This window comes from Streptomyces spinoverrucosus (genome assembly GCF_006539505.1).
GTDB lineage: Bacteria > Actinomycetota > Actinomycetes > Streptomycetales > Streptomycetaceae > Streptomyces > Streptomyces spinoverrucosus.
On the sequence record NZ_BJND01000016.1, the window covers coordinates 163306 to 176247 of the forward strand.

Below are 12942 nucleotides of genomic sequence, written 5' to 3' on the forward strand. Positions count from 1 at the left end.
CCCGTGACCGAGCGCGTCGTACTCGCCTACTCAGGCGGTCTGGACACCTCCGTCGCCATCGGCTGGATCGCCGAGGAGACGGGCGCCGAGGTCATCGCCGTTGCGGTCGACGTCGGCCAGGGCGGCGAGGACCTGGACGTCATCCGCAAGCGCGCGCTCGCCTGCGGTGCCGTCGAGGCCGAGGTCGCGGACGCCAAGGACGAGTTCGCCGAGGAGTACTGCCTCCCGGCGATCAAGGCCAACGCCCTCTACATGGACCGCTACCCGCTGGTCTCCGCCCTCTCCCGGCCGACGATCGTCAAGCACCTCGTCGCCGCCGCCAAGAAGCACGGCGCCGACACGGTCGCCCACGGCTGCACCGGCAAGGGCAACGACCAGGTCCGCTTCGAGGCCGGCATCGTCGCCCTCGCCCCCGACCTCAAGTGCATCGCCCCGGTCCGCGACTACGCGATGACGAGGGACAAGGCGATCGCGTTCTGCGAGGAGAAGAACCTCCCGATCGCGACCACCAAGAAGTCCCCGTACTCCATCGACCAGAACGTCTTCGGCCGCGCCGTCGAGACGGGCTTCCTGGAGGACATCTGGAACGCCCCGATCGAGGACATCTACGAGTACACCCAGAACCCGGCCACCCCGCGTGAGGCCGACGAGGTGATCATCACCTTCAAGGAGGGCGTCCCGGTCGCCATCGACGGCAAGCCCGTCACCGTGCTCCAGGCCATCCAGCAGCTCAACGAGCGCGCCGGCGCCCAGGGCATCGGCCGGATCGACATGGTCGAGGACCGCCTGGTCGGCATCAAGTCCCGCGAGGTGTACGAGGCGCCGGGCGCGATCGCCCTGATCACCGCCCACCAGGAGCTGGAGAACGTCACCGTCGAGCGTGAACTCGCCCGCTACAAGCGGCAGGTCGAGCAGCGCTGGGGCGAGCTGGTCTACGACGGCCTGTGGTTCTCCCCGCTCAAGCGCGCCCTGGACGGCTTCATCAACGAGGCCAACCAGCACGTCTCCGGCGACATCCGGATGACCCTGCACGGCGGCCGCGCCGTCGTCACCGGCCGCCGCTCGGAGTCCTCGCTGTACGACTTCAACCTCGCGACCTACGACACCGGCGACACGTTCGACCAGTCCGCGGCGAAGGGCTTCATCGACATCTACAGCATGTCGTCGAAGATCGCCGCCAAGCGCGACCTGGCGTAACCGAGCGACGACCCCTCGCACGCACTAGCCTGACAGCCGCCTCCTCGACCATCGGCCGGGGAGGCGGTCGCACATCGACAGCCTTGAGGAGCAACGCAAGTGAGCAGCAACAGCGGTGACGTACGGCTCTGGGGCGCCCGTTTCGCCGACGGTCCCGCCGAGGCCCTGGCGAAGCTGTCCGCGTCCGTCCACTTCGACTGGCGGCTCGCGCCCTACGACATCGCCGGTTCGCGGGCGCACGCGCGCGTGCTGCACAAGGCGGGCCTGCTCACGGACGACGAGCTGAGCCGGATGCTCGACGGGCTCGACCGGCTGGCAGCGGACGTGGCGTCGGGCGCCTTCACCGGCACCATCGCCGACGAGGACGTCCACACCGCCCTTGAGCGCGGCCTGCTGGAGCGTCTCGGCCCCGACCTCGGTGGCAAGCTGCGCGCGGGCCGCTCCCGCAACGACCAGGTCGCGACCCTCTTCCGCATGTACCTGCGCGACCACGCCCGCACCATCGGCGGCCTGATCGCCGACCTCCAGGACGCCCTGATCGGCCTCGCCGAGGCCCACCCCGACGTCGCGATGCCGGGCCGCACTCACCTCCAGCACGCCCAGCCGGTGCTCTTCGCCCACCACGTACTCGCGCATGTGCAGTCCCTGTCCCGGGACGCCGAACGCCTGCGCCAGTGGGACGAGCGGACGGCCGTGTCGCCGTACGGCTCGGGCGCCCTCGCGGGCAGCAGCCTCGGCCTGGACCCGGAGGCGGTCGCGAAGGACCTCGGCTTCGAGCACGGCAGCGCCGCCAACTCGATCGACGGCACGGCCTCCCGCGACTTCGTCGCCGAGTTCGCCTTCATCACCGCGATGATCGGGGTGAACCTCTCCCGGATCGCGGAGGAGGTCATCATCTGGAACACGAAGGAGTTCTCCTTCGTGACCCTGCACGACGCCTTCTCCACCGGCTCGTCGATCATGCCGCAGAAGAAGAACCCGGACATCGCGGAGCTGGCCCGCGGCAAGTCCGGCCGCCTGATCGGCAACCTGACCGGCCTGATGGCCACCCTCAAGGCCCTCCCGCTCGCGTACAACCGCGACCTCCAGGAGGACAAGGAGCCGGTCTTCGACTCCATCGACCAGCTGGAGATCCTGCTCCCCGCTTTCACCGGCATGATGGCCACCCTCACCGTGCACCGCGAGCGCATGGAGGAACTGGCCCCGGCCGGGTTCTCGCTCGCCACGGACATCGCGGAGTGGCTGGTCAAGCAGGGCGTCCCGTTCCGCGTCGCGCACGAGGTCGCCGGCGAGTGCGTGAAGGCCGCCGAGGCCGAGGGCAAGGAACTGAACGACCTGACCGACGACCAGTTCGCAAAGATCTCCGCCCACCTGACGCCGGAGGTGCGATCGGTACTCAACGTGCCGGGCGCCCTCGCGTCCCGCAACGGCCGCGGGGGTACGGCGCCCAGTGCGGTCGCGATCCAACTGGCTGAGGTGAAGGCGGACGTGGCGGCCCAGCACAAGTGGGCCACAGCCAAGGAGAAGCGATAGGGGAACGCCCTTCAGGTGCGCGGGGAACTGCGCGACAAGCCACGACGCACCCGCACCCGCCGAACCACCGCACGAACCGAGTTCTGAGGCGAGAGCCGAAGGTCATCACGGGTTACGTTGGTCGCAAGCCGTACCGGAGCCGACCCGACGGAGCCCGCGATGCCCTTCGCCCGCCTGGCCTCAGCAACAACCGCCACCTGCCACATCGGCCTCGGCCTCGCCGCAATCGGCCGCCCCGGCTACATCAACCTCGGCCGCGACGAGGACCTCGGCACCGACCGCAGCGTAGACACCCTTCGCACCCGTACCCACGAACTCCTCGACGCCGCCTACGCCCAGGGCGTGCGCTACTTCGACGTAGCCCGCTCCTACGGCCGCTCCGAGGAATTCCTCGCCGACTGGCTGAACGCCCACCCCGAGATCGACGACATCGTCGTCGGCAGCAAGTGGGGTTACACCTACACCGCCGACTGGTCCACCACCGCCGAGCAGCACGAGGTCAAGGACCACAGCCTCGCCACCTTCGAACGGCAGCGCGCCGAAAGTATCGAACTGCTCGGCGACCGGCTCGACCTCTACCAGATCCACTCGGTGACCCCCGACAGCCCCGCCCTCACCGACAAGGACCTGCACGCCAGGCTCGCCGAGGCCGCCGCCCAGGGCCTGACCATCGGCTTCTCCACCAGCGGCCCCGCGCAGGCCGACGCGATCCGGGTGGCGCTGGAGATCACGGTCGACGGCGAGCGTCTCTTCCGTACCGTCCAGTCCACCTACAACGCCCTGGAGACCTCGGCCGCCCCCGCCCTCGCCGAGGCCCACGACGCCGGGCTCACGGTGATCGTCAAGGAGGGCATGGCCAACGGGCGGCTCGCCGAGCCGTATGCGCCGGACGCGCTGAAGGCCGTAGCGGCGGAAACGTCACTCGGCTGCGACGCTGTAGCCCTCGCCCTGATCCTGCGCGAGCCCTGGGCCGGCGTGGTCCTCTCCGGCGCCGCGACCACCGTCCAGCTCGCCTCCAACCTGCACGCCGCCGTCGTGGACCTCGACGACGACCAGCTGACGCGGCTCGCCGCGCTCGTCGAGGAGCCGCAGGTGTACTGGGAGCGGCGCGGGCAGCTGCCCTGGCACTGACACACACCACCCGGAAGACCGGATTGTGAGTCACGCATGCCTAGTGTGAGACAAGAATGTCTCACATGGGCTATGGTTGTCTCATGGCCGTCGATCGAGAGCACGTACTGCGCAGTGCCGCAGCCCTGCTGACCCGTAAATCCACCGCGACCATGGACGAGGTCGCCAAGGCCGCCGGGATCAGCCGAGCCACGCTGCACCGCCAGTTCGCCGGGCGCGACGCGCTGGTCCGGGCGCTGGAGGCGCTCGGCATCGCGGAGTGCGAGGCCGCGCTGGACGCGGCCCGGCTGGACGAGGGGAGCGCCAGTGACGCCGTACGGCGGCTGGTGCGGGAGATCGAGCCCGCGGCCGGACTCCTCTCCTTCCTCTACACCGAGAACCAGCTGTTCGAGGGCGAGGAGCAGAACGCGGGATGGGCCCGGCTCGACGCCCGGGTCTCGGCACTGTTCCGGCGCGGCCAGGACAGCGGCGAGTTCCGCATCGACCTGACCCCCGCCTGGCTCACCGAGGCCCTCTACGGCCTGATCGCCGCCGGGGCCTGGTCGGTGCACGACGGCAAGGTGGCCGCGAACGACTTCCAGAACATGATCGTCGAGCTGCTGCTCGGCGGTGCGACACGGAGAGAGGAATCATGACCAGCACCCTGCAGTCGGCGAACGCGAACGAGGCGGTGAAGCGCCCCGGCCGCTGGCTGGCGCTGTCCGTACTCGTGCTCGCCGTGCTGCTGGTGGCCGTCGACGCCACCGTGCTCGGCCTGGCGACCCCGTACATATCGGAGGATCTGCGCCCGTCCGGCACCCAGCTGCTGTGGATCGGTGACGTCTACTCCTTCGTGATCGCCGGTCTGCTCGTCTCCATGGGCAGTCTCGGCGACCGCATCGGCCGCAAGCGGATCCTGCTGATCGGCGCCACGGCGTTCGGCGCGGTCTCCGTGCTCAACGCCTACGCGACCACGCCGGAGCTGCTGATCGTGGCCCGCGCGCTGCTCGGCGTCGCGGGCGCGACGCTGATGCCGGCCACGCTCGCCCTGATCCGCAACCTCTTCCACGACCCGCGCGAGCGCAGCCTCGCCATCGGCATCTGGGGCGCCACCGCGTCCGCCGGTACGGCGGTCGGTCCGATCGCCGGTGGTTTCCTGCTGGAGCACTTCTGGTGGGGCTCGGTCTTTCTGATCAACCTGCCCGTGATGGTGGTCCTCGTCCTCGTCGGCATCAAGCTGCTGCCCGAGTCGAAGAACGCGAGCCCCGGCCCCTGGGACCTGCGCAGCGTCCTGCTGTCGCTGGTCGGCATGATCGGGGTGGTGTACGCGGTCAAGGAGGCCGCCACGCACGGGTTCGGCTGGGAGGCGCTCGCCGCGGGCCTGCTGGGTGCCGGCGCGCTCTACGGTTTCGTACGGCGTCAGCTCACCCTCACCGAGCCGCTGCTGGACATGCGGCTGTTCCGCAACCGCGGTTTCAGTGGGGCGGTGCTCGCCGACCTGCTGACCATCCTCGGCATGTCCGGCCTGGTCTTCTTCCTCTCGCAGTTCCTGCAACTGGTGCAGGGCCGACGGCCGTTCGAGGCGGGCCTGGCCGAACTGCCCGCCGCGCTCGGTGCGGTGGCGGCCGGTCTGGTCGCCGGGCGGGCGGCCCGCCGGTACTCGGTGCGGGCCGTGGTGGCGGGCGGACTCGCCGCCGTCGGCCTGGCGCTGGGCGCGCTGACCCTGATCGGCCAGAACACCGGGTATCCGCTGCTTGGGGCCGCGCTGCTGGTCGTCGGTGTCGGTGCGGGGTTCTCGTTCACGGTGACCGCCGACGTGATCCTCGCGTCCGTGCCCAAGGAGCAGGCGGGCGCCGCGTCGGCGGTGTCCGAGACGGCGTACGAACTCGGCGCCGCCCTCGGTATCGCCCTGCTCGGCTCGATCGTGACCGGTGTCTACAAGGGCTTCGCCGCACCGGAGGGCACCCCGCAGGCCGCGCACGAGTCGCTGGGCGGCGCGGTCGAGGTGGCCGCGGGTCTGCCCGCCGACACGTCCGGTGAGCTGCTGGACGCGGCCCGCCAGTCCTTCGTCGACGGCCTGACGCTCGCGTCGGGCGTGGGTGCTGTGGTGCTGCTGGCGGCGGCCGTGGCGGGGTGGTTCCTGCTGCGCGGGCAGCGGCTGGAAGGCGCGGTCGAGCACTGACGGCCGTAAGGCTTTAAGTCCGTTTTCGGCTTCGCCTGATGGTCTGGCTCCGTACCCGATGTCGTATCCCACGGCTGAAGGAGCCACCGACCATGACACGTCGTACGAAGAAAGTCCTCGTCACCGCCTCCGTCCTGGCCGCCGCCGGCCTCGCAGGGGGCGGTGTCGCGCTCGCGGCCGACGGTGACGAGGCGCCGCGTGAGCAGATCAGGTTCGTCGTCGAGGAGGGCGGCGCAGCGGACCGGGAGGACTGCCCCTGGAAGGACAGCAGCACCGTAGCCCCCTCGTCCGACCCCGCCTCGGCGCTGTGACCGCCCAGATCCCGGAGGGCAAGCTCCTCGAAGAGGCCCTCTTCGAGGTCAAGCGGGTGATCGTCGGCCAGGACCGCATGGTGGAGCGGATGTTCACCGCGGTCCTTGCCCGCGGCCACTGCCTGCTCGAAGGCGTCCCCGGCGTCGCCAAGACGCTCGCGGCGAAGACCCTCGCGCACGTCGCGGGCGGGCACTTCGCCCGCCTGCAGTTCACCCCCGACCTCGTGCCCTCCGACATCACCGGCACTCGCATCTACCGCCCCTCCCAGGAGGCGTTCGACATCGAGCCGGGCCCGGTGCTGGCCAACGTCGTGCTCGCCGACGAGATCAACCGCGCCCCCGCCAAGGTGCAGTCCGCGCTCCTGGAGGTGATGGGCGAGCACCAGGTCTCCATCGGCGGCACCACCCTCCCCGTCCCCCAGCCGTTCCTCGTGCTCGCCACCCAGAACCCGATCGAGTCCGAGGGCGTCTACCAGCTCCCCGAGGCCCAGCGCGACCGCTTCCTGCTCAAGGTGGACGTGGCCGCGCCCAGCGAGTCGGAGGAGCTCGCCATCCTCTACCGGATGAGCGTCGACCCGCCCCGGCCGCGCCGCGTCCTCACCCCGGACGGCCTGGTCGCGCTCCAGCGCACGGCCGACGAGGTGTTCGTGCACCACGCGGTCGCCGAGTACGCCGTACGTCTCGTCGTCGCCACCCGCGAACTCGCCGGACCGGGCAGCCGCGTGGCGCACGGCGCGGGCCCGCGCGCCACGCTCGGCCTGGTCGCGGCGGCCCGGGCGCTGGCCCTGTTGCGCGGCCGCGGTTACGTCCTGCCCGAGGACATGCACGACCTGGCGCACGAGGTCATCGCGCACCGCCTGGTCCTCTCCTTCGACGCCCTCGCCGACGGCATCTCCGCGCGCGAGATCGTCGACGAGGTGCTCGCGGCGGTGGAACAGCCCAGGATCAGCCCGCGCCAGGCAGCCGAGGAGGCGGCCGCATGACCCCCACGCTGCGCGAACTCACCCCCGAACAGGCCCTCAGACACCTGGAGTTGCTCTTCACCCGCCGCCCCGACGGGCTCCTCCAGGGCGAACACGCGTCCCTCGTGCCGGGGCCCGGCAGCGAGATCTCCGAGACACGTCCGTACGTCATCGGCGACGACGTCCGCCGGATGGACTGGAACGCCACCGCCCGCACCACCGTCCCGCACGTCCGCCGCACCCTCGCCGACCGCGAACTCACCACCTGGATCGTCCTCGACGCCTCCGCCAGCATGGACTTCGGCACCGCCCGGATGGAGAAGCGGGACCTCGCGGTGGGCGCGGCGGCGGCCGTCGCGTTCCTCACCGAGCGGGCCGGTAACCGACTCGGCGCACAGATCACCGGCCCCTACGGCATCCAGCGCATCCCGCCCCGTACCGGCCGCCGCCACCTGCTGGCGATCCTGCAGGCCGCCCTCGACCGCCCCCGCGTCGCGCCCGGCGTCCCCGAACACACCCTCGCCGAGGCGCTGCACGCACTGCGCGCCCTGCCCTCCGGGGGCTTGGTCGCCGTCGTCTCCGACTTCCTGGAGACCGGCTGGGAGCAGCCGCTGCGCACCGTGTCCCACCGCCACCAGGTCCTCGCCGTCGAGACGGTCGACCCACGGGAGCTGGAACTGCCCGCCGTCGGCCTGCTCACGGTGGTGGACCCGGAGACCGGGCGGCGCCGCGAAGTCCCCACGCACGCACGGCGGTTGCGCGAGCGCTACGCCGAGGCCGCGCTGGAGCAGCGGGCGCTGATCCGGCAGTCCATCCGCCGGGCGGGCGCCGCGCATCTGCGGCTGCGCACGGACCGGGACTGGGTGCGGGACATCGTGCGGTACGTGGCGGCGCAGCGTCGGCGCACGGGAGGAGGCGCGGCATGAGCCTGCGTTCCCCCGGCTGGCTGCTGCTGCTCCTGCCGCTCGCCGCGCTGATCGCCGCGTACCTGGTGACACAGCGCCGGCGCAACCGGTACGCCGTCCGCTTCACCAACCTCGACCTGCTGGACAAGGTCGCCCCGAACCGGCCCGGCTGGCGGCGGCATGTCCCGGCCGCGGCCTTCTGCGCCATGCTCGCGCTGCTGGTCGTGGGGTTCGCCCGGCCGACCGCCGAGGTCCAGGTGCCGAGGGAACGGGCCACGATCGTCGTCGCCTTCGACGTCTCCACCTCCATGGAGGCCACGGATGTGGAGCCGACCCGCTTCGAGGCCGCCCAGCAGGCCGCGCTGGCGTTCGTGGACCGGCTGCCGGAGCGGTTCAACGCGGGACTCGTCCCGTTCAGCGGCTCCGCCACGGTCGCGGTGCCGCCGACCACCGACCGCGAGGTGCTGCGCTCGGCGATCCAGCGGCTGACCACCGGCGCGGGCACGGCCATCGGCGACGCCGTCGTCGCCGCCCGCGACGCGGTCCGCGCCCTCGACGAACGGGCCGAGACCGAGCCGCCGCCCGCCCACATCGTGCTGCTCTCCGACGGCTCCAACACCACCGGCCGCTCGGTGGAGTCGGCGGCCCGGGAGGCGGCGGCCGACCGCATCCCGGTGTCGACCATCGCCTACGGCACGCCGGACGGCACGATCACCCTCCCGTCCGGCGACAGCGTGCCGGTCCCCGTCGACGGCCCCGCCCTGGCCGGGCTCGCCTCGACGACCGGCGGCGACTTCCACGAGGCGGCGACCGGGGAGGAGCTCCAGGCGGTCTACGAGGACATCGGCAGCTCCGTCGGCCATCGCACCGAGGAACGGGAGATCTGGCAGTGGTTCGTGGCGGCGGGACTGCTCACGGCGCTGCTCGCCGCCGCCACGTCCTTGCTGTGGTTCTCCCGGATTCCGTGACCACCGACTCAAGGAGGCAGGACCGTGACCGATCCCAGCTCCCACCCCGGTCTGGGCGCCCCGCGAGGGCCCGCGTTCCTGGCCGGGCGGGCACCCGCGTTCCCCGGCCCGCCCGCACCATCGGCCGAGGCGCCGGCCGCCGCGCACGCCGCCCCGCCACCGGCCCCACCGTCCGGCCGTACCCCCCGTCCTTTCGTCGCAACCCTCCTCGCCGCCGTCCTGGCAGGCGGTGCCGCGGGATACGCGGCCGGGGCCCTCGGCGACGCCGACCCGGCCTCCGCTCCGGCGGCCGCGCTGCGGGCGGGGGACCTCGAAGCGGTCGCCGCGCGGGTCCTGCCGAGTGTGGTGTCCGTCGAGACGACACGCGGACAGGGGTCGGGGTTCGTCTTCGACGAGCGGGGGCGGATGCTCACCAACGCCCATGTGGTGGAGGGTAGTTCGGAGGTGACCGTCGAGTTGCAAGACGGGCGGCGGCTGCGGGCGGAGGTGATCGGCGACGACCCCCAGTACGACGTGGCCGTCCTGGAACCCGAGACCGCGCGCGGCCTGGACGCCGCCGAGCTGGCCACCGGCGGACGACCGGCCGTGGGGGACACCGTGCTCGCGATCGGGTCGCCGCTGGGCCTGAGCGGGACGGTGACGTCCGGGATCGTCAGCGCGCTGGACCGGCCGGTGCGGCTGGGGGACGGCGGGCAGCGCAGGGCGGTGCAGACCGACGCGTCGATCAATCCGGGCAACTCGGGTGGGCCGCTGGTGGACGCGGAGGGGCGGGTGATCGGCATCAATACGGCCATCGCGACGTTGGACCAGGAGAGGGGCGGGTCCATCGGGATCGGGTTCGCGATTCCGGTGGGGGACGCGGTGGATGCGGCGCGGACCATCATTGACGGCGGGTGAGCGCCTGCTGGGTCATCGGGAGGTCACATGAGACTGCTCGTTGTCGAGGACGAGGAAGACCTGGTCGTCGCTCTGCGGGTCGGGCTGGTGCGTGCCGGATACGCCGTCGACGTGGCGCCCGATGTCGACACGGCGACCGAGAAGCTCGCCGTCAACGACTACGACCTGGTCCTGCTGGACCTGAACCTCCCCGACGGCGACGGATTCGCCGTGTGCCGCGACATCCGCGCCACCCCCGGAGGACCCCGCATCCTCATGCTCACCGCGCGTGACCGGCTCGCCGACCGAGTGCGCGGGCTCGACGAAGGGGCCGACGACTACCTGGTGAAGCCCTTCGCGCTGCCCGAGCTGCTCGCCCGTATCCGAGCCCTGCTGCGCCGCGAGGACGGCGGCACCTCGGTCGTCGAGGTCGGTGAGCTGCGCCTGGACACCGCCCGGTTCGAGGCCTACCGCGGGCAGCGGCGGCTGCAACTCACGCCCAAGGAGTTCGGCGTCCTGCACTACCTGATGACCCGTCCCGGGCGTGTCGTACCGGCCGAGGAACTGCTGGAGCACGTCTGGGACGAGCACGCCGACCCGTTCACCAACACCGTCCGCGTCACCGTCGGCTCCCTGCGGCGCAAGGTCACGGGCGAGGACGAGCCGCTCATCGAGACGGTGATACGGCAGGGCTACCGCCTCAAGGAGACGCCATGAAGCGACCGCGCCGCCCGGCTCTCCCCGCCTTCACCCACACCATCCGCTTCCGCCTCACCGTCCTCTACTCCGGCCTGCTCTTCCTGCTCACCGCCCTCGTCCTGGGCGCCACCTACCTGGCGGTGGAGCGCAGCGGCGAGGCACACCCGGTGAGCAACCAGTTCCGGGCGAAGAAGTACGTCAACGACGTCTACATGGGGGAGATCGACGTCGTGAAGCTCCAGGAGGTCGAGGCGGCCGTCAACTACGAGACCCTCGGCAACCTGCGCAACTTCTCCTTCGCCCTGCTCGGCGGGCTCGCCGTCGCCAGCCTGGTCATCGGCTGGATCCTCTCCGGCCGTGTGCTGCGCCCCGTACGCGCCATCTCCCGCACCGCCGCCGAGATCCAGGCCACCGACCTGTCCCAGCGGATCCGGCTGACCGGCCCCAAGGACGAGCTGCGCGAACTCGCCGACACCGTCGACTCCATGCTCGACCGCCTCGACGAGGCCTTCCGCGCCCAGCGCCAGCTCATCGACGACGCCTCGCACGAGCTGCGCAGCCCCCTCGCGATCATCCGCGCCAACGTGGACGCCGTACTGACCTCCGAGGAGTCGGACGAGGAGGAACGGCGCGCCGCCGCGCGGAGCGTGGACCGGGCGACGACCCGGATGACCCGGCTGATCGAGGACCTGCTCGCCACCGCCCGCCGCAACGCCCCCGCCCTCGCCGACACCGACGTCGACCTGGCGGCGGCGGCCGGTGAGGCCTGCGAGGAGTTCGCCCCGCTCGCCACCGAACGCGGCCTCACCCTGCACCGCCGCTTGACCTCGGGCCTGACCGTCATCGGCGATCACGACGCCCTGCGCCGCGCTGTCGGCAACCTGCTCTCCAACGCCGTACGCCTCGCCCCACCCGGCACCCGCATCACCGTCGCGGCCGGCCGCTCGGACGGCTGGCTCTGGACGGCCGTACGGGACGAGGGCCCCGGCATCCTCGACGACGACCAGACCCGCGTCTTCGACCGCTTCTGGCGCGCCCGGGGCAACGGCGGCAGCCGCGACCGCCACGCCGGACTGGGCCTGGCGATCGTCCGCCAGATCGTCGAGTCCCACGGCGGCCAGATACGCCTCTTCTCACGCGTCGGGGAGGGCTCGACGTTCGTCCTGTGGTTCCCCGCACCCGGCACCGGCCACAGCAACGGCGGACCGCCGGAGGACGCGCCTCTCTAGGGCTACGCCGCTTCCTTGGCCTTCGTGGCGTACATGTCCACGTACTCCTGCCCGGACAGCCGCATGACCTCCGTCATCACGGAGTCCGTCACGGCCCGCAGCACGTAGCGGTCCCGGTCCATCCCGTCGTACCGGGAGAACTCCAGCGCCTCACCGAAGCGCACCGTCACCCGGGCCGGCCGGGGAAAGCCCGCCCCGCCGGGCTGGATCCGGTCGGTGCCGATCATGGCGAACGGGACGACGGGCGCGCCGGTCATCAGGGTGAGCCGGGCGATGCCGGTGCGCCCCCGGTACAGGCGGCCGTCGGGGGAGCGGGTGCCCTCCGGGTAGATGCCGAAGACCTTGCCCTCCTCCAGGATCCGGCGCCCGGTCATCAGCGCCGCTACCCCGCCCTTGCCGCCGTCGCGGTCGACCGGGATCATGCCGACGCCGGTGAAGAACCACGCCATCAGCCGGCCCTTGAGGCCCTCGCCGGTGACGTACTCGTCCTTGCCGATGAAGAACACCTGACGGTCGCAGACCAGCGGCAGGATCATCGAGTCGATGAACGTGAGGTGGTTGCCGGCCAGGATCACCGGGCCGTCGCCCGGAATGTGCTCCACGCCCTCCACCCGGGGGCGGAACATCAGGCGCATGATCGGACCGAGCACTGCCTTGATGAGCGCGAAGCGGGACAACGGGCCCTCCGGGGTCAACGGATTCGGTGTGAGTCTGTGCGGGTTGTGAGTCTGTGCAGGTGAGGACGATACTCGCGGCCCCCGGACGAGCGCACATCGGGGACATGGGGTTCACCGAGGTCTTACGCACTGTTGACGTACGTTTACCTGCGGTGGCGTGCCGCAGCCTACGCGTAACCCGGCGGCGACGATGTGACCGACATCGCGCAGGCGACGACATCCATCGTCATCCATCGTCAGCCACGCGTTCGAAATGAGGCCTCCCGTCTGACACATCGACACCCCTACGATCT

The 12942-nt window shown here is 71.5% G+C and carries 13 protein-coding genes; 12 read left to right on the forward strand and 1 reads right to left on the reverse strand.

From position 1 onward, the window contains the following. Positions 1 to 3 precede the first annotated feature (3 nt). The 12 genes from SSP24_RS10925 to SSP24_RS10980 all read left to right on the forward strand — a co-directional run bounded on the left by SSP24_RS10925 (position 4) and on the right by SSP24_RS10980 (position 11972). Entirely contained in the window at positions 4 to 1197 is a 1194-nt protein-coding gene (locus SSP24_RS10925; protein ID WP_141309308.1) for an argininosuccinate synthase, read from the forward strand. 99 nt (positions 1198 to 1296) lie between these two features. Then, positions 1297 to 2730 carry an argininosuccinate lyase gene (gene argH, locus SSP24_RS10930; RefSeq protein ID WP_141309309.1) on the forward strand — a complete coding sequence of 478 codons (1434 nt, stop codon included), beginning with the start codon at positions 1297 to 1299 and terminating at the stop codon, positions 2728 to 2730. A 159-nt stretch (positions 2731 to 2889) separates the two neighbouring features. Beyond that, positions 2890 to 3861 (forward strand): aldo/keto reductase, encoded by a 972-nt coding sequence (locus SSP24_RS10935; RefSeq protein ID WP_141309310.1) that lies wholly within the window; start codon positions 2890 to 2892, stop codon positions 3859 to 3861. Positions 3862 to 3944: 83 nt separating this feature from the next. Further along, positions 3945 to 4496 (forward strand): TetR/AcrR family transcriptional regulator, encoded by a 552-nt coding sequence (locus tag SSP24_RS10940; protein WP_221751094.1) that lies wholly within the window; start codon positions 3945 to 3947, stop codon positions 4494 to 4496. Next, positions 4493 to 6022 carry an MFS transporter gene (locus SSP24_RS10945; RefSeq protein WP_141309312.1) on the forward strand — a complete coding sequence of 510 codons (1530 nt, stop codon included), beginning with the start codon at positions 4493 to 4495 and terminating at the stop codon, positions 6020 to 6022. The genes SSP24_RS10940 and SSP24_RS10945 overlap by 4 nt, the downstream gene beginning before the upstream one ends. A 92-nt stretch (positions 6023 to 6114) precedes the next feature. Continuing rightward, complete coding sequence (locus tag SSP24_RS10950; RefSeq protein WP_141309313.1) at positions 6115 to 6333, forward strand: hypothetical protein; 219 nt, start codon at positions 6115 to 6117, stop codon at positions 6331 to 6333. After that, entirely contained in the window at positions 6330 to 7316 is a 987-nt protein-coding gene (locus SSP24_RS10955) for an AAA family ATPase (protein ID WP_229864948.1), read from the forward strand. The genes SSP24_RS10950 and SSP24_RS10955 overlap by 4 nt, the downstream gene beginning before the upstream one ends. Further along, positions 7313 to 8221: a DUF58 domain-containing protein gene (locus SSP24_RS10960; protein ID WP_141309314.1), complete on the forward strand. Its 909-nt coding sequence runs from the start codon at positions 7313 to 7315 to the stop codon at positions 8219 to 8221. The genes SSP24_RS10955 and SSP24_RS10960 overlap by 4 nt, the downstream gene beginning before the upstream one ends. Next, entirely contained in the window at positions 8218 to 9168 is a 951-nt protein-coding gene (locus SSP24_RS10965; RefSeq protein WP_141309315.1) for a VWA domain-containing protein, read from the forward strand. Before SSP24_RS10960 ends, SSP24_RS10965 begins: the two co-directional genes overlap by 4 nt. A gap of 24 nt (positions 9169 to 9192) precedes the next feature. Then, positions 9193 to 10065, forward strand: coding sequence for a S1C family serine protease (locus SSP24_RS10970; protein ID WP_218037077.1), 873 nt, complete (start codon positions 9193 to 9195; stop codon positions 10063 to 10065). Positions 10066 to 10092: 27 nt separating this feature from the next. Continuing rightward, positions 10093 to 10761: a response regulator transcription factor gene (locus SSP24_RS10975; RefSeq protein WP_141309316.1), complete on the forward strand. Its 669-nt coding sequence runs from the start codon at positions 10093 to 10095 to the stop codon at positions 10759 to 10761. Continuing rightward, positions 10758 to 11972 (forward strand): sensor histidine kinase, encoded by a 1215-nt coding sequence (locus SSP24_RS10980; protein WP_141309317.1) that lies wholly within the window; start codon positions 10758 to 10760, stop codon positions 11970 to 11972. The genes SSP24_RS10975 and SSP24_RS10980 overlap by 4 nt, the downstream gene beginning before the upstream one ends. A 2-nt stretch (positions 11973 to 11974) precedes the next feature. Here SSP24_RS10980 and SSP24_RS10985 read toward each other — a convergent pair whose 3' ends face one another. After that, the gene (locus SSP24_RS10985; protein WP_141309318.1) at positions 11975 to 12649 is read right to left on the reverse strand and encodes a lysophospholipid acyltransferase family protein; all 675 of its coding nucleotides are present in this window, start codon (positions 12647 to 12649) and stop codon (positions 11975 to 11977) included. Between the last annotated feature and the right edge of the window lie 293 nt (positions 12650 to 12942).